This is a genomic window from Candidatus Chloroploca mongolica, from assembly GCF_004762035.2.
GTDB classification, from domain to species: domain Bacteria; phylum Chloroflexota; class Chloroflexia; order Chloroflexales; family Chloroflexaceae; genus Chloroploca; species Chloroploca mongolica.
In genome coordinates, this window is sequence record NZ_SIJK02000051.1 from 1 (window position 1) to 21,858 (window position 21,858).

A 21,858-nucleotide genomic window follows, 5' to 3' on the forward strand; every position below is an offset into this window, starting at 1 on the left:
GCCCCCAGCGCGTCGCGCACCCGTTGAACCTCTGCCGCGACCTCGAGCGCGGCCAGGTGGTACCGCGCCAGATCATGCGGGTTGGCGACCACGAGCAACGCCCGCAGATCAGGGCGTGGCCCGAGCGTCACTGGGCGCAGCTCGCTACTCACCAGGGTGCGTACCAGGAAGATGCGTTCATCACACGCCAGGGGCAGGTCGCTGCTCGGATCGCGCAGCGTTTCCCAGCGCAGGGCGTGGAGGTCAGCGGCGTCGGCGGGAAGGCTGAGGCGCACGCGGAGGGGCCGGTTGGTGCCGTGGGCCAGCGCCCGCGCCTGCTGCCAGGCGTCACGCAGGGCCGGGGCCGCGAAGAGTTGGGTCGTCAGCGCCTGCCCATAGGCCACCGGGTCGAGAGCGTGGGCCAGGAGAGCGACCGGGGCGAGGGCGAGGGGCACCGTGCTCGCCAGCACCGCGTCGGCCTGGCTGCCCGGCTGGGTCAGCCGCGCCTCGGCCACGTAGCCGGGCGGGGTGACACCGAGGGTCAGGGTCAGATCGACGGCGGCGAGGCGATCAGACATGGTATGGCCCCTGAAAGGTCGGCTGCGGACACATGCCCCTATTATAGGCGATCTGAGGGCGAGGGGAAGGGCTGACGGATGCCGTACGGCTCCGCAGGCAGGCTGGCGCTGGGAACGCGGCCAGGCGGGGCGTTCCTTGATGCCCCACTGAATTAGCTCACAGGCATAGCAGTGGGTTTGTGGGCACCTTTGCCCCTGTTTGTTTGGCAACGGATGCGAGGGTGTGGTAGGATGACGCCACATGACCGTATGCCGTTGTCCTCTCAGGCCCCCTTGCCACCTAACCGCACGAAAGGAACCAACCCGATGCCCGCTTCCACCCGACACATGTTTGATATTGACTTGCAGCATGGTGTGCTGCCGGTCTCCCAAGCGGCCAGTTCGTTGGCGGCGATGATTCGGCGCTCGGCGCAGCAGCAGCGCCCCGTGGTGATCACGCAGAAGGGCAAACCGACGGCGGTCTTGCTCTCGGTTGAGTTGTTTGCTGTGCTGCGGGCGCTGGTCGACGATGCCCGCCCGCCCGCCGCTGCGCCGCCGGAGGGGTAGGTTTCGCATACGACACTGGTTTGTGTGGCGCCACGGCGCGAAGGCGCAAAGGGTTGCGGGATCTGCGTTGCATCTTTGCGTCTTTGCGCCGTGGCGTCGTTGCGTCTCTCGCGCTGCGGCACCTCGGCCCCGGCGCGGGCAGCGCAGGTCGTATGCCGAAGGCGTTGTTGCATGTATCATGACGGCAGGTGGTGGAACCCTTCCCTCCAGGAGTACATCGATGACCCAGCGCCGTGACGAACTCCACGCTGAATTGGCTGAGCTTGACGACGTGATTGCGGCGCTGGCCCCCGGTTCCCCCGTGCGGCTGCGCCAGGAAGCCAAACGTGACCGGGTACGAACTGCGTTGGCAGCCCTTGCAGACGCGGCAGCGCCAGCCGTGCCCGCTGGCGGCGGTGATACGCTGACCACCGGCGATCTGACCCAGAGCACGGCTGCTATCGGGCAAGGGGCCACGGCGCAGACGGAAGGCTCCCTCACGGTGAGTGGCACGGTCTATGGCCCGACGGTGGGCCTGAACCTGGGCACGATCATCTACGGGCGTGATCCGCGTGATGACGAGCGCCGACGGCTGATCTGGTATCTCGATGCGCTGGCGAATGATCTGCGCACCCTGCCGCTGCGGGGCCTGGATACCACCGACCTGTCCAGGCCGCAGGTACAGGGCCTCGATCTGGCGCGGGTCTATGTGTTGCTGGCGACAACGACGCTCCTGCCGCTGGCGACCGGCTCGCGGGAAGCGCTGCGACCCTACTTTGCTGATGATGAACTGACGGAACCTGCCGAAGCGTACGATCCGGAGCATGTGTTGCCCGTTGCAGCGGTGCTGGCGACCAGGGTGGACGAGGCCGACGGCAGTGCCCGTGGGCGTGGCCGCGAGGGTGACGCCGCGCCTCTGACGTTGCTCCGGGCGCAGGCGGCGACGGAAGCGCTGTCTGCCCATCCGCAGGTAGTCGTGCTGGGCGATCCGGGCAGCGGCAAGAGTACCTTCGTGCGCCATCTGGCCTGGGCGCTGGCGCGGCGTGCATTAGATCAGGCTGACCCGGCGACGGCCTTGCCAGGGTGGGACGCGGCCCCGCCGCTGCTCCCAGTACTGCTGCCGCTGCGTCGGCTGGCCGGAGCGCTGGCGAAGCGGGCGGCACCAGCGCAGGCGGTGATGACGGTGCTGCGTACCACGCTTGCTGAGCACGGGGTGGCTCAGTCCAACGATCTGCTGACCGATGCCCTGGTGCGCGGGGCGGTCATCCTGTTGCTCGATGGGCTGGATGAAGTGCTGCTGGAGCCGACCGCGCAGGCCGCAGATCGGGCGACCACGCTGCAGGCGGTGCAGGCGTTTGCGGCGCGCTATCCGCAGGTACGCATGGTGGTCACCTGTCGCACGCGGGCGTTCACCGACGACTTGCAGGCCGTCCTCGGCTGGCCAGTGACGACGTTGGCTCCCTTGACGCTGGGCCAAGTACGGGCGTTTGTCCCGGCCTGGTATGGGGAGTTGGTGGCGCACGGGCATCTGGCCCAGGCGCAGGCGGCGGGGTTGAGTGACGATCTGATCACGACGATTGCGGCAAGTCCCCGCCTGCGGGCGATGGCGGCCTCGCCGTTGCTGGTGACCTTGATGGCCTTGCTACTGTTTCGGCGGGGGACGCTGCCGCGTGATCGCCCGACGCTCTACGAGCAGATCCTGGAATTGCTGTTGGGCGAGTGGGACAAAGTGCATGAGGGGCGGAACCTGGCCGATGCGCTGGGCCGGCCGGACTGGACAACGGCCCGCTTGCGCCCGTTGCTTGACCGGCTCTCCTACGAGGCGCACGCGGCGGGGTCGTCGAAAGATGGGCGCGGGCAGTTGGGTAAAAGCCAGATCCGCGATGCGCTGATCGAGTTCTTTGAAGCGGCAAAGCTCCCCGAACCCTGGGGGGCGGCCGGGCGCTGTCTGGAGTATATCGAACACCGGAGCGGGTTATTAACCCCGGATGGGCCGACGAGCTATGTCTTTGCGCACCTGACCTTGCAGGAACACTGCGCCGGGCGGCACATGCTGCTCAGTCGTGATCCGGTGGCGCAGGTCTTAGCGCGGCGGGGCGACGACCGCTGGCGTGAGCCGCTCTTCTTGGGGGTGGGGGTGGTGCAGGCGACAAACCCGTTTCTCGTCGAGAAGGTGCTGCGGGTGCTGGTTGATCGCCGCGAGCAGGGGGCGGCAAAACCCCTTGCGCGTTGGTACCGCGATCTGATCCTGGCGGCGGAACTGGGCGTTGATCGCGACTGGACGTATCTGGCCGAGCAGCAGGTGGATGTCGTTGGGTTAGAGGCTGACCTGCGTGACGGGTTGGTGACCTTGCTGGCCGACCGCGACCAACCCCTGCCGGTGGCCGAGCGGGTGCGGGCCGGGTTCTTGCTGGGTGACTTGGGTGATCCGCGTATGCCCGTGACGGTCGAGGACTGGCAAGCGGAACTGGCCCAGCGGAGCACGGCCTTTGGGCAGCCACAGGGGTACTGGTGCTATGTGCCAGCGGGGAGCTACGAGATTGGTGGGTGGGGTTGGGGTGGGGAGCAACCTGCCGCTACGCTGCCCTTGCCCGCCTTTTGGATCGCGCACGCTCCGATCACGGTGGCGCAGTACGCTCTGTTTGTCGCTGAAGGTTACGACGACGCAGCGCAACGCTGGTGGACGCCCGAGGGCTGGCAGTGGAAGCAGCGAAACAACCATCGACAGCCAGGGTATTGGAATGATTCTCGCTTTACCGGGGCCAATCAGCCGGTGATCGGGGTGCGTTGGTACGAGGCCACGGCCTTTTGCGCCTGGCTGAGTGAGCGCCTGGCTGAGGTGCTGCCACCAGGCTATGGGTTGCGCCTGCCGACCGAGGCGGAGTGGGAAGTGGCGGCGGCGTATGCTGGGCAGGGCCAGCGCCGTCCGTATCCGTGGGGTGACGTGGCACCAACGCCCGATCTGGCGATCTATAAAGAGAGCGATGTGGGCCGTCCCGCCCCCGTGGGCTGTTGTCCGGCAGGGGCGGCGGCGTGCGGGGCGCTGGACATGGTGGGCAATGTCGATGAATGGGCCAGCAGTAGCTCCCAGGGCTATCCAGGCCAGGCTGCGCAGGAAGTGAAAGACTTTACACCTGATAATGGGGATGTGCCGTTGCGAGGTGGGTCGTGGTGGAATGGTAGTACAAGTGTTCGCTGCGGGGCGCGGTACTGGTTCCGTCCCGACGTCAGGGGCGGCAGCCGGGGTTTTCGGGTGGTGGTGGCCCCCCTCGCTCGCACGGATGTCCTGGATGGCGCATCCTGATCTGCTGAGTGAGCACGGCGTGGAGGAAAGAGGAGCTTTCGCTCGGCCAAAATGAGGACTGATCGCACGAGGGAATGAGAAGGAGCACGCCGCGATGACGCACGACGAACTGATCGCGTTGGCCGACGAGCTACGCGCCCTCCGCGCGCGGTGGGGCGCGGCGGCGGCCCGCGCTGCGCTGGCAACGAACACCACGCTGACAGCGGCGCACCGCACCTTCGTTGAAGCCGAGGTGTTCGGTGAAGCGACGCCAGCGGGCGGTGGTGATACGATCACCGCAGGCAATCTCACCCAGAGCACGGCTGCCATCGGCCAAGGGGCCACGGCGACGACCGAGGGCCAGGCGACGGTGAGCGGCGGGCAGGTTGATGCCCCAGTCGTAGGGCTCAACCTGGGCACGATCATCTACCAACGCGCCCCCAGCGAGGACGAGCAGCAGCGGCTGATCTGGTATCTCGATGCGCTGGCGAATGATCTGCGCACGCTGCCGCTGCGGGGCCTGGATACCCAATTGGTGGAAGCGCAGGGCCTCGATCTGGCCCGGGTCTATGTGCTGCTCGCGACGACGACGCTCTTGCCGCTGGCGACCGGCTCGCGGGAAGCGCTGCGGCCCTACTTTGCCAATGACAACCTGACCCAGCCTGCCGACGCGTACGATCCCGAACGTGTGCTGCCGGTCGCGGCGGTGCTGGCAACCAGGGTGGCCGAGGCCGACGACGGCAGTGCCCGTGCGGATGACGCGGCACCGCTGACGCTGCTTAGAGCACAGGCGGCGACCGAGGCGTTGGCTGATCAGCCACGCCTGGTGGTGCTGGGCGATCCGGGCAGCGGCAAGAGTACCTTCGTACGCCATCTGGCCTGGGCGCTGGCGCGGCGCGGGTTGGATCAGGCTGACCCGGCGACGGCCTTGCCGGGGTGGGACGCGATCCCGCCGGTGCTACCGCTGCTGCTGCCGCTGCGTCGGCTGGCCGGAGCGCTGGCGAAGCGGGCGACTACAGCGCAGACCGTGATGACGTTGCTGCGTGCCACGCTTGCCGGATACGGGGTCGCTCAACCCAACGATCTGCTGACGGATGCGCTGGTGCGCGGGGCGGTGATCCTCCTGCTTGATGGGCTGGATGAAGTGCTGCTGGAACGGACGGACAAAGCCGCAGATCGGACCACGACGTTGCAGGCGGTGCAGGCGTTCGCGGAGCGCTATCCGAAGGTGCGCCTGGTGGTGACCTGTCGTACGCGGGCGTTCACCAAGGAGTTGCAGGCGTTGCTCGGCTGGCCGGTGGCGACGCTGGCCCCGTTGACGCTGGGCCAGGTACGGGCGTTTGTCCCGGCCTGGTATGGCGAACTGGTGGCGCACGGGCATCTGGCGCAGGCCCAAGCGGAGGGGTTGAGTGCGGAGTTGATCGCGACGATTGCGGCAAGTCCCCGCTTACGGGCGATGGCGGCCTCGCCGTTGCTGGTGACCTTGATGGCCTTGCTGCTGTTTCGGCGGGGTACCTTGCCGCGTGATCGTCCGACGCTCTACGAGCAGATCCTGGAATTGCTGCTGGGCGAGTGGGACAAAGTGCATGACGGGCAGAACCTGGCCGATGCGCTGGGGCGCCCGGACTGGACAACCGCCCGCTTGCGCCCGCTGCTCGACCGGCTCTCCTACGACGCGCATGCGGCGGGGTCGTCGGAAGATGGACGCGGGCGGCTGGGTAAAAGCCAGATCCGCGATGCGTTGATCGAGTTCTTTGAAGCCGCGAAGCTCCCGGAACCTTGGGGGGCGGCGGAGCGCTGTCTGGACTATATCGAACACCGGAGCGGGTTGGTGACCCCGGACGGGCCGACAAGCTATGTCTTTGCGCACCTGACCTTGCAGGAACACTGCGCCGGGCGGCACATGCTGCTCAGTCGTGATCCGGTGGCGCAGGTCTTAGCGCGGCGCGATGATGACCGCTGGCGCGAGCCGCTCTTCCTGGGGGTGGGGGTGGTGCAGGCGACGAATCCGTTTCTGGTCGAGAAGGTGCTGCGGGTGCTGGTTGACCGGCGCGAGCAGGGGGCAGCGAAGCCCGTGGCGCGTTGGTACCGCGATCTGATCCTGGCGGCGGAGTTGGGCGTTGATCGCGACTGGACGTATCTGGCTGAGCAGCAGGTGGATGTCGCTGGCTTGCAGGCTGATCTGCGTGACGGCTTCGTGACGCTGCTGACTGACCGCGACCAACCCCTGCCGGTGGCCGAGCGGGTGCGGGCCGGGTTCCTGCTGGGTGATTTGGGTGATCCGCGCTTGCCCGTGACGGTTGCGGCGTGGCAAGCGGAACTGGCCCAGCGGAGCACGACGTTTGGGCAGCCACAGGGGTACTGGTGTTGTGTGCCAGCGGGCAGTTATCAGATTGGCGGGTGGGACAAGGGGCAAGCCGCTGCTACCCTGCCCTTGCCCGCCTTCTGGATCGCCCGCTATCCGATCACGGTGGCGCAGTACGCTGCGTTTGTCGCCGAGGGCTATGGCGACCGAGCGCAACGCTGGTGGACGCCGCAGGGCTGGCGGTGGAAGCAGGAGCGGCACCGCCAGCAGCCGGGGGTGTGGGATTATGCTCGCTTCAGCGGGGCCAATCAGCCAGTGATCGAGGTCACCTGGTATGAGGCGACGGCCTTTTGTGCCTGGTTGAGCGACCGCCTGGCTGAGGCGCTGCCGGCAGGCTGGACGCTGCGTTTGCCGACCGAGGCGGAGTGGGAGGTTGCCGCAGCATATGACGCGCAGGGCCAGCGGCATCCCTACCCGTGGGGCGAAGCGGAGCCCACGCCAGGCGTGGCGATCTATGACGCCAGCCAGGTCGGGCGATCCGCTCCTGTCGGCTGTTGTCCCGCAGGGGTGGCGGCGTGTGGTGCCCTTGATATGGCGGGCAATGTGTGGGAGTGGGCCAGCAGCAGCTACCGCGCCTACCCAGCCGAGGCCGCGCAGGAGCGGAAAGACTTTACAACTGATAATTGGGATGTGCCGTGGCGAGGTGGGTCATGGCGTCAGGATAGCACGTATGTTCGCTGCGGGGCGCGGAACTGGCTCCATCCCGGCGGCACGCTCAACGTCCTGGGTTTTCGGGTGGTGGCGGCCCCCCTTGTTCGAACGGATGTCCTGAATTCTGATTTCTGAAACCTGTTTGCTGCGTTGCTGTTTCCTTCTGGGGCGACCAAGGTGTCAAGGGTTTGCCCCCGCCACATCCGCGATTTTTTTGTGGGGGGGCGGGGCATCGCAGCGGCGGGGCGGCGCAGGGCACGGGCAGCATCGTAGGGCCGAAGCACGCGCCCCGCACCCGTGCCGCCACCCCACCTCTGCGCAGGCGCGTGCTTCGGCCTTACGGCCATGGGGTGCGCACGGCGGCGGGGGCATGATCATCGGCGTCATGATGCAGCGAGGGCACGGCAGCGCCGTGCCCCGACGCTGTGCCATGCCTTCACCCCTCGCCCGCATTGTGAGCGAGGGGCAGCATGGCGCGACCGTTCTTTGGCGGCCACAAACTCACTCCTCGCCCCGGGCCTGATCCGCCGCCCGGAGCAGTTCCAGCGCACGCTGCTGGCGTTCAACACTGGTGGCCCCGCAGGCGTGGCCGAGCGTGCCGCCGAAGTTGCCGTCGATGACCGGCACACAGGTGAGTGCTGGGGCGACGGGGGCCGCTGGCGGCGGCGGCGGGGCCGGGCGCGGGGTCGCGGTCGGCAGCGGGGTGGCGGTCGGCGTCGCGGTCGGTGGCCCGCTGCCGGTGAGTTCCCAGGCCCGAATCCAGACGGTGCCGGAGCCGTCAGCGGCGATGCGCAGCCAGCCGTCCTGGGTGGCGAGGGTGGTGTAGGGGCGGCCGGGTTCCAAGGCCCCCACAGCGACACCCTCGGGGGCGGCGAAGGCGACGACGGCGCGGGGCAGGACGTGGCGGGCCGTGGTCGCGGCGGGCGGCGGGGCCGGGTTCGTGGCGACGGGCGGCGCAGCGGGGTGCGGGCGCGGCCAGGTGGCCCAGAGGCCGCCGCCGAGCAGGAGGCAGGCCAGCGCGACGGCCAGAATGAGCCGGGCATGGCGGCGCGGGCCAGCCGGGGCGGTCGTTGCGCCAGGCCGGAGCATGCCGAAGGGCGTGGGCGCGTCGGCATGGCGGGCGGGCGCGGGCGCTCGTGCGGCGGGCGGGGCGTGGGCGCTCGGCGGCGGGTCACTGGTGGGGGCAGCGGCGTCCGCTGGCGGCGGCGGGTCGCCGTCGCCAAACAAGGGGCCGACGATGATGCGGCCATCGGCCCCGCGGGGGGGAACATAGCCCATGTTAGACGCTCCTTTCGGGGGTGGCCCAGGCGTAGTGGAAGGCGGGGTCGCTGAGTTCGATCAGGTGGCCTTCGCTGCGCCAGGTGCGGATCAAGGCGGTGGCCTTGGTTTTCTGCACGGACAAGACGGTTTCGAGTTGGGCGCGCGACCATGCGCCGCTGAGTTCGCGTTGGGCGACGGCGAGCGCGGTCGCGGTGGAGGGAGCCGGGCTGGACGCGGGCGGGCTGGACGCGGGCGGGCTGGACGCGGGCGGGCTGGACGCGGGCCGGGGCGGTTCGTGGCGGGCCGCTGGTTCGGCTGGTGCGGCTGTTTCGCTCGGGACGGTCAGTGGCGTGGTCAGTGGCGCGGCAGGCGGTGGTGCCACCGCATCCGGAGCCTCCGCGTAGGCCGCGTTGACCGGCGTGACGAGCTGTTCCATCGCGTACGTCAGGCGGTCGTACTGGTCGAGCAGGTGGTCGTCGTCGAGCAGCGGCGTGCCGGTGTCAATGCCGGTCAGCAAGCGCATCTGGGCGGCGACCTGGCTGATCGCCTCGTTCTCGGCGCGTTGCATCGCGATCAAGGTTCCCGCTAATTCGGCGCGTTCGGCGGCGGTGGTGTTGGCCAAGCCCCGCTTGAGCAGGTGCATGGCGCGGGCGTACTGGATGCGGGCCGCCATCAGATTGGCCTGCTGCGCGGCGCGTAAGCGCTTGACCTGCTGGGCCTGGACGATCTCCGCGACCCACTGGTCGGGGGCCATTTGCACCCACGATAAGGCGGGTACGACGACAAAGACAATGAGCGTGCCAATTGCCAGCGGCAGGTCTTGGCCCGCCGCGACGGTCACGGGCCGGGTTTGCCACCAGGCCCAGACCGCCACGAAGCCGTGATAAACCATGAAGACGGCGGCCCCCAGCGCAATCGCGTGGCCGAAGGTGCGCCAGCGGGTTTCGGCGAGCAACATGCCTGCGGGCGTGCCAGGAAAGAGCATGCTGATCAGCATGGGCAAGACCACGGCGTAGGCCAGCGCAAAGGCCGCGGTGAGCACAAGCTCGGTGAGCATGCTGGGGGTGATCATGAGCCAGAAGAAATGCATCCACCAGAGCAGCCCGGCGAGCAGGCCCACCCAGGCGGCGAGGTCAAGGATGCGCGTCGCGGTCGGGGCGCGACGCAGACGGGCGGCGGGATCATGGTGCATAGGAGCGCCTCCAAGGGTGTGGTATGGCAAGGCCCCCCTGGGCAGGGGGGTGGTCAGGTCGGGCGTGCCCAGGGTAGGGCTGACCAGCGACAGGATGGGCGGAACGAGCGAGCGACCAGGGGAGTGATCGGGCAACGCCCCCCTGGGCAGGGGGGTGGTCAGGTCGGGCGTGCCCAGGGTAGGGCTGACCAGCGGCAGGATGGGCGGAACGAGCGAGCGACCAGGCGTGGGGCATGGCAACGCCCCCCTGGGCAGGCGGCGAGCGCCCCGCCAGAGGGTCAGGCCGGGCCAGCCCAGGCATGGGCTGACCAGCGACAGGATGGGTGCAACGAGCGAACAACCGCAGGGAGGTGGGCGAACCTCCGCGACGGGTAAGGGGCACCAGGGCGGGGGCGGCAGGCTGCCGCCAGCGTGGGGGAGCCAGGGCGCGACCCTGGCCCAAGGATGCCGCTGCTGGCCGCAGCGCACCCGCCCTGAGGCAGCGCAACCCACGGACGCCCGGCGCCCTCCTCGCCGGAGGCCGCGCACGAGCGCCACGGGGACAAACCGCAGAGAACACGGCGACCTCCGGCGCGAGCCAGGAGAGAAATGACAAGCCCCTGGAACGAATACAGCACCTCAACGCCTGCTACGTTGCGGGGCAACGCGGCAACGGGGTGCTGCTGGAGGACGCCGCACAGTGTGGTACCATGCAGCCCAGCCGCACCGCCTGCTCATCCCAGGTGGTGAGGTTAGCAGCCGTCAGGTGTTACCAGCACCTGGCGGTTGCGTCATTTCATAGCTCTATATTATCCAAGAAAGTGGATACGGTCAAGAGGGTGGACGATATTTCTTGGGGATACTTTTGGTATCACGTGAGGCCAGATACGCATCAACCGCCGCATGAGTTGTCACCCATTGCGACCCAAGCTTCTTGGCGCGGAGGCGACCATGCCGGGCATAGGTCAACAATGAATGCCGCGCCAGACCAGCGTAGTCCGCTGCCTCGGCTATGGAAATCAACTCACCGACTTTTAGCGGGTCGATGGAGTCACCAGGGGATGTTTCGTCGCCAGACATTGCGTTCGTTGCACTCCGCACGGCATTGCTTCGTGCGCCCATGGTAGTTGCTGCGCCGCCGCGAGTCAAGTAGGGGACAACGCGCCGTCTTGACGTTGCCCCCATGCTACCGACGGTTCACCCCCGCAGGCGCGGGGACAACAAGATCACAAACAGGTTGCCCGCCCCGGTGTTCGGTTCACCCCCGCAGGCGCGGGGACAACACCGGCACGCTGTTCCCCTAGGTGCTCAGCGACGGTTCACCCCCGCAGGCGCGGGGACAATGACTACGAGACGGGCGAGCCGTACCCCGTCATCGGTTCACCCCCGCAGGCGCGGGGACAATGACTACGAGACGGGCGAGCCGTACCCCGTCATCGGTTCACCCCCGCAGGCGCGGGGACAATGAGCATCAACACCCTGGAGGGCTAAGATGTATCGGTTCACCCCCGCAGGCGCGGGGACAATGACTACCTTGCAAGGCATTCTAATGCGATTCATCGATAAAAACAAGCCCTGAAGTCATTTTCCGCATTCGGGCGGTGTCGATCTGAACCGTCGAGGGGCGGCAGCACATCCCCTACCGCCGACTGCCCCACCTACGCGATGACCACGCAGCGGGTGCATAGCCATATGGAGCAGAGAAACGGAGAAGCATAGTGCGCTTTGCCTGAGCTTTTCTGTGTAATTAATCACACTAAAAAACGATACTGTGTACTATGACCAGAATGACAGCAAAGAGCTATTGACGTAATGGCTCCCCAGGCTTACACTTTGCATATCATGATCGTGAGGTGTCGCTATGCGTCTGCGCGGGCCATTGCTGAGGCGCTGGTAGGCAAAGAAGGCGATGTTGCGGGTATTCTCGAGCGCTATTTCGATGGAGAGCGATCCGCCGATGCCTAACCGCATCGTTGCAAAACATGAGTCGAGACCATTGATGCCTGTTGTCACTGGAACGTCACTCCCTGAGCAGGGCCAACTCGTCGAGGTTCGTAATCGCCGCTACGTCGTTGCCGAGGTGGTGAAGAGCAGTCGGCAGCGCAGTCTCCTCGACGCCGGCCTCCTCGGCGCTCAGCACCTTGTCACGTTGACCTCGGTTGAGGATGACGCGCTCGGTGAGGATCTGCGGGTCATTTGGGAGCTCGAACCTGGGGCGCGCGTCTACGACCAGCGGTCGCTCCCCACTCCCACAGGCTTCGATGCCCCTGAGCGTCTCGATGCCTTCCTCAACGCGGTGCGCTGGGGCGCCGCTTCCTCGGCTGACGTGCGCGGCCTCCAGGCACCATTTCGCAGCGGCATCACGATTGAGGACTACCAGCTCGATCCGGTCGCCCGCGCGATTCAGATGCCGCGCGTCAACCTGCTCATCGCCGATGACGTTGGCCTCGGCAAGACCATCGAGGCTGGCCTGGTCGTTCAGGAGTTGATCATCCGCCACCGCGCCCGCCGCATCCTGATCGTCTGTCCCTCGGCGCTCCAGATCCAGTGGCGCGATCAGATGCGCGAGAAGTTCGGCCTGGATTTTCGGATTGTCGATAGCGAGCTGATGCGCGAACTGCGCCGCTCTCGCGGCATCCACGTGAATCCCTGGGGGCACTTCCCGCGCCTCATCACCTCCATCGATTACCTCAAGCGTGACCAGCCGATGCGCCTGTTCCGCGAGACGCTCCCCGCTACCGGCGAACTGGCTTACCCGCGTACCTACGACCTGCTCATCGTCGATGAGGCCCACAACGTGGCGCCTTCCGGTGTCGGCAACTACGCGATTGATTCGCTGCGCACCACCGCCATCCGCACCCTGACCCCGCACTTCGAGCATAAGCTCTTCCTTACCGCCACACCGCACAACGGCTACGCGGAGAGCTTCTCCGCCCTGTTGGAGCTGCTCGATAATCAGCGCTTCGCCCGCGGCGTCCCGCCCGACCGCACAATGCTCCAGAGCGTAATGATTCGCCGGCTTAAGTCGGAGCTGACCTACGACTGGAACGACCGCCCGCGCTTCCCGCGGCGCGAGTTGCAGGCGATCGAGGTGTCCTACACCGATGAGGAGCGCCAGGCCCATCGCGACCTCCAGGCCTACACCCGGCTGCGCCGCCAGCACGCCGGCGACAGCGTCGAGCGCACGGCCACCGAGTTTGTGCTCAAGCTGCTCAAGAAGCGCCTGCTCTCCTCACCCGCCGCCTTCGCCACCACCATCGAGAAGCACCGCGCATCGCTGAACGAGGCGACCCGGCCCGAGCGCAGGGCGCATGCGCGTCGCCCCCAGGCCGGCATCCTCAAGGCGATGCTGGCCGAGGTCGAGGAGGGTTACGCCACCGACCAGGAGCAGCTTGAGGCCGAGAGCGACGCCATCGCGACCACGACGGCGCTCTTCCACGCGCCCACCCCGGAGGAGCGCGTGCTCCTCGACCGCATGCTGGCCTGGGCCACCGACGCCCGTCGGCGCCCCGACCGCAAGGCCCGCGCCCTGCTGGACTGGGTAAAGGGCATCGTGTGCCCGAACGGCCCGTGGACCGACCAGCGGGTGATCATTTTTAGCGAGTACCGCGACACCCAGCGGTGGCTCCAGGGCCTGCTCGCCGCCGAGAAGCTCACCGAGGGTGAGCGCCTGATGCTGCTCTTCGGCGGGATGAATGACGATGACCGCGAGCAGGTGAAGGCCGCCTTCCAGGCCAGCCCCGCCGTGAGCCCGGTGCGCATCCTGCTCGCCACCGACGCGGCCTCCGAGGGCATCGACCTCCAGCGCCACTGCCACCGGCTCGTCCACTACGAGATCCCCTGGAACCCCAATCGCATGGAGCAGCGCAACGGCCGCATCGACCGCCACGGCCAGCGCGAGAACCCGCTGGTCTTTCACTTCGCCCCCGCTGGCTTTTCCCGGCTGCCAATCAGCCGTGATGTGCCGGTCGGCGAGCTGGAGGGCGACCTGGAGTTCCTGATGCGGGCGGTGCAGAAGGTCGAGCAGATCCGCGAGGACCTGGGCAAGGTCGGGCCGGTGATCGCCGACCAGGTGACTGAGGCGATGCTCGGGACGCGCCGCCGCCTGGAGACGACCGAGGCCGAGCGCAAGGCCGAGCCCGGCCGGCGCATGGTCAAGTTTGAGCAGAACCTGAACGAGCAGATCAAGCGCCTCTATCAGCAGCTCCAAGAGAGCCGCCACGCGCTCCACCTGGCCCCCGAGAATGTCGAGGCGGTGGTGACAATCGCGCTGGAGTTGGCCGGGCAGTCGCCCCTGATCGAGGCAAAGCTACCGGGCGTCTGGCCCGACCCCACCGGCGAACGGCGGCGCTGCCCGGTGTTTCGCCTGCCGGTGCTGCGCGGGAGCTGGGAGGCCTGCGCCGAGGGGTTGCTCCACCCGCACACCCAGGCAGTACGGCCGATTGTCTTCGATCACGACCTGGCCAGGGGCCGCGACGACGTGGTGCTCGCCCACCTGAACCATCGGCTGGTGCAGATGTCGATGCGGCTGCTGCGCGCCGAGGTATGGAGCGGCGAGGGGCGCAAGAAGCTCAACCGCATCACCGCCCGCGTCGTTCCCGACCACCTGACGACGAATCCCCTGGCGATTGTCTACGGGCGCCTAGTGGTAATCGGCGGCGACAGCTACCGGCTGCACGAGGAACTGATCGCGGCGGGCGGCGAGATCAGCCAGGGACGCTTCCGGCGCTGGAACGTGGGCCAGGTGCAGGGCGCGATCGAGGCGATGACAAGCCGCGAGGTCGGCGCGACGATGCAGGCGGATCTGGCCGCGCTCTGGCCGAGCATCGAGGGCAACGTGCAGACCGCACTGGCGGCGCGCGGGAAGGAGCGCGCCGAGAGCCTCCAGCGGCTCCTCGACGAGCGGCGCGACAAGGAGACCGCCGATATCACCCTCGTGCTAGAGGATCTGGAGCGCACCATCCGTGCCGAGTTGACCGAAGTCGAGAAACCGACCCAGCAACTCATGCTGCCCCTGGCAGAGTTCAGCACAGCCGAGCGTGAGCAGTACCGGCGCAATATCGACGCCCTGCGCCTGCGCCTTGACCAGATCCCGCGCGAACTAGAGCAGGAGACCAAGGGTATCGCCGCGCGCTACGCCGAGCCCCAGGCCCGCCTCTTCCCGGTGGCGGTGATGTTCCTCGTTCCTCAACGACTCGCGTAGGGATCTCGCGCAAAGCCGCAAAGCCGCAAAGCCGCAGGAGAGCCTGGTACTATGACTGAGAATGAGATTGCAAAGCAGATTGTCGATGCGGCATACCACATTCACGCACGCTTTGGGCCTGGACTGCTTGAGTCTGCGTATCAAGCCATGCTTGTGTACGAACTGCGGAAGCGCGGCTTGCGGGTGGCGTGTGAACAGCCTGTTCCGCTTCTCTATGATGGCCTTGAGCTGGAGATCGGCTTCCGGGCCGATATGATCGTGGAAGAGCGCGTCATCGTTGAGCTAAAGTCGGTCGAGGCGCTCTTGCCGGTGCACAAGAAGCAGCTTATCACCTATCTCAAGCTTGCGGATAAACGGCTTGGGCTGCTGATCAACTTTGGCGCAGCTTACATCAAGGACGGGATCGTCAGGTTAGTGAACGGTCTGCAAGAATAGCGGCTTGGCGTCTTCGCGGCTTTGCGCGAGATGCGCTGCGCCTTTGCGTGAGATATACCTATGTCCATTGCCCGCCACCACACCGAATGGCTTGCTCTCGTCGATATCTCGGGGCCGTTCCTCGCGCTGCCGGTGCTCGCCCGCGTCTTCCCCCAGGGGCTCGATGCGCCCGACGCCGACGTGGCCCGCGAACTGCGCCTGGCCTATGATGAGTGGCTCGACAATACCGGTGGCCTGCAACCCGATCCGGCGCTCCACCGCACCTGGGTCGAATGGGTGTTGCGGCGTGTGCTGGAGATGCCAGACGTGGTGGTGCGAGGATTGGGGATCGGGGATCGGGGATCGGGTTTCCCTGCCATTGATCCGGCCCTGGAAGGACGGCTAACGGTACAAGTGCCCGAGCACGGCGAGATCTTGCGCCCCGACTTCGTGATCGCTGAGCCGGCGTCCGACCCGATCCCTGACTCCCGATCCCCGATCCCCAGAGTGCTGGTCGTCGTCGTCCCGTCCAGGCAGGGCCTGGAAAAGCCCATGGCCCGCACGGCATGGCAAGCCTCGCCCGCCACGCGCATGATGACCCTCCTGCGCGGCGCAGGCGTGCGCCTCGGGTTGCTCACCAACGGCGAGCAGTGGATGCTGATCGACCGCCCCGCCGACGAGAACGTCACTACCGGCTTCACCTCGTGGTACGCCCGCCTCTGGCTCGATGAGCCGCTGACCCTGCGCGCCTTCCGCTCGCTCCTCGGCGCCCATCGCCTCTTCGGCGTACCCGACGACCGCACCCTTGAGGCCCTGCTCACCGCCAGCGCCGACGACCGCCAGGAGGTCACCGACCAGCTCGGCTACCAGGTACGCCGCGCCGTCGAACTACTCGTGCAGGCAATCGACGTGGCCGACCAGAACGCCGGCCGTGACCTCCTCACCGAGGTGCCCGAGGAGCAACTCTACGAGGCGGCCCTGACCGTGATGATGCGCCTTGTCTTCCTGCTCTTCGCCGAAGAGCAGAACCTGCTCCTCCTGGGCGACGATATCTACGATCGGCACTACGCCGTCTCGACGCTGTTGGAGGCGCTACGCACGGACGCCGACAGCCACGGCGAGGAGGTGCTGGAGCGCCGCCACGACGCCTGGGGCCGCCTCCTGGCGATCTTCCGCGCCGTTTATGCCGGCTTCGACCACGATCGGCTTGATATGCCCGCCTATGGCGGCAGCCTGTTCAGCCCCGACCGCTATCCGTTCCTTGAAGGCCGCCCCCTGGGCACAAGCTGGCGCGAGACGCCGGCCCACCCCCTGCCGATCTCCAACCGGGTCGTACTGCATCTGCTGGAGGCGCTCCAGGTGCTGCGCGTGAAGGTGCGCGAGGGCGCGCCCCAGGAGACGCGCCGGGTCTCGTTCCGCGCCCTCGACATTGAGCAGATCGGCCATGTCTACGAGGGCCTGCTCGACCACACCGCCGTGCGTGCAAAGGAGCCGGTGCTCGGCCTGGCGGGCACCCGCGAGCAGGAACCCGAGGTGGCGCTTTCGCGCCTGGAGACGCTCGTAGGGATCGGGGATCAGGGATCAGGGATCGGGAAGAGCGCGGTGGCCGATCCCGTATCCCCGATCCCCGATCCCCTCCTGGCCTTCCTCAAGGAGCAAACCGGCCGCTCCGAGGGCGCGCTGAAGAAGGCATGGAAAGCCCAGCCCGACGTCTTTCGCGCGGCTCTTTTGCGCGGTGCCTGCGGCAACGACGAGGCACTCTACGCCCGCGTGCTGCCCTTCGCCGGCCTCATCCGCGACGATGACTACGGTCGCCCGACGGTGATTTCTGCCGGCAGCGTCTACGTCACCACGGGCAACGAGCGCCGCGCCACCGGCACGCACTACACGCCACGCTCGCTCACCGAACCCATTGTCCAGCACACGCTGGAGCCCCTGGTCTACGTCGGCCCCGCCGAGGGTCTGCCCAAAGAGCAGTGGAAGCTACGCCCCGCCGCCGATCTGCTCAAGCTGACGGTTTGTGATATGGCGATGGGCAGCGGCGCATTTCTCGTACAGGCGTGCCGTTACCTGAGTGAGCGACTGCTGGAGGCCTGGGCGTTTGCGGAGGGGTCGGGGATCGGGGATCGGGGGTCGGGGATCGGGGGTCGGGGGTCGGGGGTCGGGGATCGGGGATCGGGACGCTTGCGTAAGGATAATTCAGATGGCAATTCAGACGTATCGCGACCTCGAGGTGTGGCAGCGGGCGATGGACTTGGCCGAGGAGGTCTATCAGCAGACACAGAATTTTCCACGGGAGGAGCTGTACGGGCTGACGAGCCAGATCCGACGGGCGGTAGTCTCGGTGCCGGCGAATATCGCCGAGGGCTACGGACGGATTCATCGCAAGGAGTATATCCATCATCTCTCGATCGCGCAGGGCTCGCTCCAGGAGGCGGAGACGCAGCTCCAGATTACCGTGCGACTCCAGTACCTGGATCGCGAGCAGGTCAAGCGGGCCTGGAACCTGATGCAGGACGTCGGGAAGATGTTGCGGCGTCTGATGCTCTCGCTCTCAGAGAAGAAGACTCAGCCCAAAGACCCGAGGCCCGAGACCCAAGACCCGGGGTCCGAAGGCTGATCACTCCCGAAGGCTTCCTCACCACCAACCCCGACGACGCCATCCCCGCCGACCCCGCCGAGCGCCTGGTCTTCGCCCGCCGCCTCGTGGCCGATCGTTGCCTCTATGGCGTGGACAAGAACCCCCTCGCCGTGGAGATGGCCAAGCTCTCGCTCTGGCTGATCACGCTTGCCAAAGGGCGGCCGTTCTCGTTCCTCGACCACGCCCTGCGCGCCGGCGACTCGCTGCTCGGCATCAGCGACGTGGAACAGTTGATGAACTGGTCGCTCCGCAAGGGCGACGAGGCAAAGCCCGTCCAGATACCCTTGATCCGCCACCAGGTCGAAGAGGCGCTAGAGGTAGCATTACGCGAGCGGCGCAAGATCGCCGGCACGCTGGTGCGCGAGGCCCGCGACGCCGACCTCAAGGCCGGTTGGCTGAGCACTGCCGAGTCTGCCCTGGCCCTCGTGCGCCTCGGCGCGGATCTCCTTGTTGCCGCCGAGCTTGTGCCCGACAAGAGTGTGCGCGAGACGCTGCGGAAGGACTGGCTCGCCCGCTATTCGCTGCTGCTCAGCGCTGCCGAAGACACCCGTGCCGGCAAGTTCACAATCGGCGGGCAGACTGATGCCGCCAATCGTGGCGCCTTTGCTCAGTTGCGTGCCGAGGCTGAGCGCTATTTGCAGGGCCGGCGGCCGTTTCATTGGCCGGTTGAGTTTCCTGAGGTCTTCGACCTGATCCTGGAAGAGCGCTCTATCGAGCAGACGCTTGACGAGGCAAAGGCTGGCAAGCTGAGCGTCGAGAGTCCTTCGCCGGGCTTCAGCGCGGTGGTGGGTAACCCGCCGTTTATGGGAGGATCAAAGATAACGGGGGCTTTAGGAGAGAACTATCGGGAACTAATAGTTCGAGAACTAGCTGGTGGGGCAAAAGGAAAAGCCGATCTTTGTGCTTATTTTATGTTACGTGCTAAGAATCTATTAAGCCCTTGGGGTGGTTTTGGTTTGATTATGACAAACTCTATTTCGCAGGGTGATAATCGATTAGTTAGTATTGATTATATAACAAAAAATAAGGGGAAGATAATTCGGGCTTGGTCGAATTGGACATGGCCTGGTCCTGCTGGTGTTACAGTAGCACTTGTTTGGGTTTCTCTGGCGCAGTGGAGCGGAACTTTCGTACTGGATGGTAGCCACGTGGCTGGCATTACCCCTTTTCTTACCATAGCGAACGACATAGGCTTTCAAAAGACGCCACAGTACTTAAAGCAAAATGAACTTTTGTCCTTTAGAGGTACCGAGATTAAGGGCCTGGGCTTTGTGCTCGACCCATTAGAGGCGCATGCGATACTTGAGCAGGAACCGTCAAGCAAAGACGTAATATTCCCATACCTTACTGGGGAAGATCTGAACTCTCGGCCAGATCAGTCTGCAAGCCGAATGGTTATCAATTTTCATAACTGGGATTTTGAACGTGCAAATCAGTACCAACGATGCATGCAGATTGTAACTGAGAAAGTCAAGCCTTATCGAGAAACAATAACAAAGCAGATACACGAATCAGATTACTGGAAGTTTTGGGATAAGCGGTTGGACTGCTATGCGCGAATCGCAGGAATGCGCCGTGTACTCGTTCGTTCTCAAGTTGGCAATAGACACAGTATGACTTTCCAACCAACGAATATCGTCTTTTCTCATAAAGTTTTAGTTTTTATTAGGGATGCTTATTCCGATTTTTCAGTTCTACAATCATCACTTCACGAGGAGTGGGCCAGACACTATAGTGGCGCCTCTTTGCGAACCGATATGTGCTATTCAACCAAACAATGTCTTGAAACATTCGCTTTTCCTGAGTTTCAGGACGACAGTGGGCAAAAAATCACCAACCTCTCATCATCAAGTAGAAACTATTTAGAGAGCATCGGCGAAAAGTACTATGAATACCGCTATTCTGTTGCCTTAGAGCGAAATGAAGGCTTAACCAAAACCTACAACCGCTTCCACAACCCCCAAGAGGCGAGCGAGGACATCGCCGAACTACGGCGCTTGCACGTTGAGATGGACAACGCCGTGGCGGCGGCATACGGGTGGTCGGATCTGGAATTAGACCACGGTTTCCACGAGACAAAGCAGGGGCTACGCTACACCATCAGCGAAGCGGCGCGGCGGGCGGTGCTGGATCGACTGCTGGCGCTGAACCATGCGCGTTATGCCGAGGAGGTGGCGGCAGGGCTGCATGAGAAGAAGAAGGGATCGGGGGCCGGGGATCGGGGATCGGGGAAGCGCAAGAGGGCCGATGGCGCTATGGCGAATAGTGCTGGCTCTGAAATGCACGTTGGTCCCCGATCTCTAGCCCCCGATCCTCAGCTCACCCTAGACTTTTTCGGGGCACCCGAGGGCGAGCAGAGCGTGTTGCAAGCGAACAGAGACGAGGGCCAGCCCCCCGATCCCCAATCCCTAATCCCCGAACCCTACGTGCGGCTCAAGGCCATCCTCTCCCAGCGCGGCTCCCTGGCCAACGGCGACGTCCAGGCGGCCCTCGGCGTAGATGGCGAGACGGCGCGGGCGTTGCTCCAGCGGTTGGTAGACGAAGGACTGGCGACCGTCGAGGGGCAGCGGCGCGGGACGCGGTATGTGAGGAGGGGGTAGAGATGATCCGTGCAGTTCTTCCTTTTAATACGATACATCTACGCCGGCGAAGGTATATTGAATTAAATGTCCCACGAGGCCCAGCCCCTGCCGTGCCTGATGAGCTTATCTATGCACCAATCCACCATCTCGCCCAGGCTCACTCTAGCACTTATCCTTTCCGGATGTTTCGTTTGCTGCACGTTGCTGGATTAAAAATGCTGCAACCGCGGCGACTAACCATGCCTTCGCAAACATTAGTGGCAGCTGGCGGGCTATACATGGCTCTTGACCAAGATCATCCAGACCTGGCATATCAAGATTTGTTCGGAGATTTCACTTCAGGTTTCAGCCATCAGTTTGGTGTGGCACTGGCAACAATGATTATTTCTGAAGCATATGGCGTAGCATGGGATAGCTTTGTACCTATTGCCGTACGCGGCCGGAAAGTTCTCGATTACATCGCACCTTTGGGAGGCAATGAGGGGTACGTTCAACTGGAGGCAAAGGGAGTTGCTGGTAGTCCATCAGCAGCGCGCAGCGACATTATTGCGAAAAAGGTCCAGGTAAGATCAACTTTGTCGCCTCAATTTGAGCCCTGTGCAATGCTCGGGGTAATAGTGTCTGCAGGACGACCAGGTAGCAGGAGGAGAGCAAGGGGACGGATAGATATTGTGGATCCAGCTTTTGGCGAGCCACCTGACCTTCGTAACGAAGCTCTTGTACTGGCAAACAAGTATCTACATTACGTAGGCGTTGCTCTCTTCGCTGGACTTTATTCAGTCGCCGATGAACTTCTACGGCGCGCCAAGCTTTTACTACAAGGTTCCTCGGATACTACACCTCGTACAATTATTGTAGAAGAAGCATCTGGTGCATTTCGTGACTGGGGTGGGTTAAGTACTGTAGGTGTACAATGGCGACTTGGGCTAGAGGATGATCCAGCAGAAGATACTTGGTTCCACCACGGCGTGGATCTAGGAAAACTTCGACCCATTGTGGAAAAGGGCATCGTATTTGAGGCCGATTCCTTTCACGACGACCGCGACATAATATCAGGCGATGACGACAATGTAGTTAGCGTATTGCCAGATGGCTCCATCTTCGGTATTAGCAGAGGCCCTCGTGACGGGTTAGTTCGTTTTAAACGAGGTTCTGATCAACTATCACAATTAGATGTTGTCCGAATACAGTGACCGCAATATTTGA

General features: G+C 64.9%; 12 protein-coding genes, 1 pseudogene and 1 CRISPR repeat array. Of the genes and pseudogenes, 9 read left to right on the plus strand and 4 right to left on the minus strand.

Annotation, left to right across the window (positions count from 1 at the left end; genetic code table 11):
• Positions 1–557: pseudogene (locus tag EYB53_RS19925) on the minus strand (CHAT domain-containing protein); the annotation flags it as partial.
• A 306-nt stretch (positions 558–863) separates the two neighbouring features.
• Between EYB53_RS19925 and EYB53_RS19930 the strand changes: the two are divergent.
• From EYB53_RS19930 to EYB53_RS19940, 3 genes are all read left to right on the plus strand, one after another.
• Positions 864–1,103 carry a type II toxin-antitoxin system Phd/YefM family antitoxin gene (locus EYB53_RS19930; RefSeq protein ID WP_135480298.1) on the plus strand — a complete coding sequence of 80 codons (240 nt, stop codon included), beginning with the start codon at positions 864–866 and terminating at the stop codon, positions 1,101–1,103.
• A 220-nt stretch (positions 1,104–1,323) separates the two neighbouring features.
• Positions 1,324–4,386, plus strand: coding sequence for an SUMF1/EgtB/PvdO family nonheme iron enzyme (locus tag EYB53_RS19935; RefSeq protein ID WP_167857499.1), 3,063 nt, complete (start codon positions 1,324–1,326; stop codon positions 4,384–4,386).
• A gap of 94 nt (positions 4,387–4,480) precedes the next feature.
• The gene (locus EYB53_RS19940; protein ID WP_135480303.1) at positions 4,481–7,516 is read left to right on the plus strand and encodes an SUMF1/EgtB/PvdO family nonheme iron enzyme; all 3,036 of its coding nucleotides are present in this window, start codon (positions 4,481–4,483) and stop codon (positions 7,514–7,516) included.
• A 366-nt stretch (positions 7,517–7,882) separates the two neighbouring features.
• Here EYB53_RS19940 and EYB53_RS19945 read toward each other — a convergent pair whose 3' ends face one another.
• From EYB53_RS19945 to EYB53_RS19955, 3 genes are all read right to left on the minus strand, one after another.
• Positions 7,883–8,659, minus strand: a complete 777-nt coding sequence (locus EYB53_RS19945) for an SH3 domain-containing protein (protein ID WP_135480305.1) — start codon at positions 8,657–8,659, stop codon at positions 7,883–7,885.
• Position 8,660: 1 nt separating this feature from the next.
• Positions 8,661–10,073 carry a hypothetical protein gene (locus EYB53_RS19950; protein ID WP_167857500.1) on the minus strand — a complete coding sequence of 471 codons (1,413 nt, stop codon included), beginning with the start codon at positions 10,071–10,073 and terminating at the stop codon, positions 8,661–8,663.
• Positions 10,074–10,643: 570 nt separating this feature from the next.
• Positions 10,644–10,934: a helix-turn-helix domain-containing protein gene (locus tag EYB53_RS19955; protein WP_167857501.1), complete on the minus strand. Its 291-nt coding sequence runs from the start codon at positions 10,932–10,934 to the stop codon at positions 10,644–10,646.
• A gap of 71 nt (positions 10,935–11,005) precedes the next feature.
• A CRISPR array of direct repeats spans positions 11,006–11,338; the repeat unit is 28 nt; unit sequence CGGTTCACCCCCGCAGGCGCGGGGACAA.
• A 286-nt stretch (positions 11,339–11,624) separates the two neighbouring features.
• On the opposite strand from EYB53_RS19955, the gene EYB53_RS19960 reads away from it, so the two are divergent.
• The 6 genes from EYB53_RS19960 (at position 11,625) to EYB53_RS19980 (ending at position 21,845) form a co-directional block, all read left to right on the plus strand.
• Positions 11,625–11,777, plus strand: coding sequence for a hypothetical protein (locus EYB53_RS19960; protein ID WP_167857502.1), 153 nt, complete (start codon positions 11,625–11,627; stop codon positions 11,775–11,777).
• Complete coding sequence (gene drmD / locus EYB53_RS19965) at positions 11,770–15,015, plus strand: DISARM system SNF2-like helicase DrmD (RefSeq protein WP_205712699.1); 3,246 nt, start codon at positions 11,770–11,772, stop codon at positions 15,013–15,015. Before EYB53_RS19960 ends, drmD begins: the two co-directional genes overlap by 8 nt.
• A gap of 51 nt (positions 15,016–15,066) precedes the next feature.
• The gene (locus tag EYB53_RS19970; RefSeq protein WP_135480314.1) at positions 15,067–15,450 is read left to right on the plus strand and encodes a GxxExxY protein; all 384 of its coding nucleotides are present in this window, start codon (positions 15,067–15,069) and stop codon (positions 15,448–15,450) included.
• A 2,227-nt stretch (positions 15,451–17,677) separates the two neighbouring features.
• Positions 17,678–18,049, plus strand: coding sequence for a four helix bundle protein (locus EYB53_RS26675; RefSeq protein WP_371879140.1), 372 nt, complete (start codon positions 17,678–17,680; stop codon positions 18,047–18,049).
• A gap of 110 nt (positions 18,050–18,159) precedes the next feature.
• Positions 18,160–20,670: an Eco57I restriction-modification methylase domain-containing protein gene (locus EYB53_RS26680; protein ID WP_371879141.1), complete on the plus strand. Its 2,511-nt coding sequence runs from the start codon at positions 18,160–18,162 to the stop codon at positions 20,668–20,670.
• 2 nt (positions 20,671–20,672) lie between these two features.
• Positions 20,673–21,845 (plus strand): hypothetical protein, encoded by a 1,173-nt coding sequence (locus EYB53_RS19980; RefSeq protein ID WP_135480316.1) that lies wholly within the window; start codon positions 20,673–20,675, stop codon positions 21,843–21,845.
• Positions 21,846–21,858: the final 13 nt, after the last annotated feature.

Excerpts from the sequence above, each read along its gene's own strand:
- EYB53_RS19930 (WP_135480298.1), top strand. The coding sequence starts at position 864 with ATGCCCGCTTCCACCCGACACATGTTTGATATTGACTTGCAGCATGGT.
- EYB53_RS19935 (WP_167857499.1), top strand. The coding sequence starts at position 1,324 with ATGACCCAGCGCCGTGACGAACTCCACGCTGAATTGGCTGAGCTTGAC.
- EYB53_RS19940 (WP_135480303.1), top strand. The coding sequence starts at position 4,481 with ATGACGCACGACGAACTGATCGCGTTGGCCGACGAGCTACGCGCCCTC.
- EYB53_RS19945 (WP_135480305.1), bottom strand. The coding sequence starts at position 8,659 with ATGGGCTATGTTCCCCCCCGCGGGGCCGATGGCCGCATCATCGTCGGC.
- EYB53_RS19955 (WP_167857501.1), bottom strand. The coding sequence starts at position 10,934 with ATGGGCGCACGAAGCAATGCCGTGCGGAGTGCAACGAACGCAATGTCT.
- EYB53_RS19960 (WP_167857502.1), top strand. The coding sequence starts at position 11,625 with ATGGCTCCCCAGGCTTACACTTTGCATATCATGATCGTGAGGTGTCGC.
- drmD (WP_205712699.1), top strand. The coding sequence starts at position 11,770 with ATGCCTAACCGCATCGTTGCAAAACATGAGTCGAGACCATTGATGCCT.
- EYB53_RS19970 (WP_135480314.1), top strand. The coding sequence starts at position 15,067 with ATGACTGAGAATGAGATTGCAAAGCAGATTGTCGATGCGGCATACCAC.
- EYB53_RS26675 (WP_371879140.1), top strand. The coding sequence starts at position 17,678 with ATGGACTTGGCCGAGGAGGTCTATCAGCAGACACAGAATTTTCCACGG.
- EYB53_RS19980 (WP_135480316.1), top strand. The coding sequence starts at position 20,673 with ATGATCCGTGCAGTTCTTCCTTTTAATACGATACATCTACGCCGGCGA.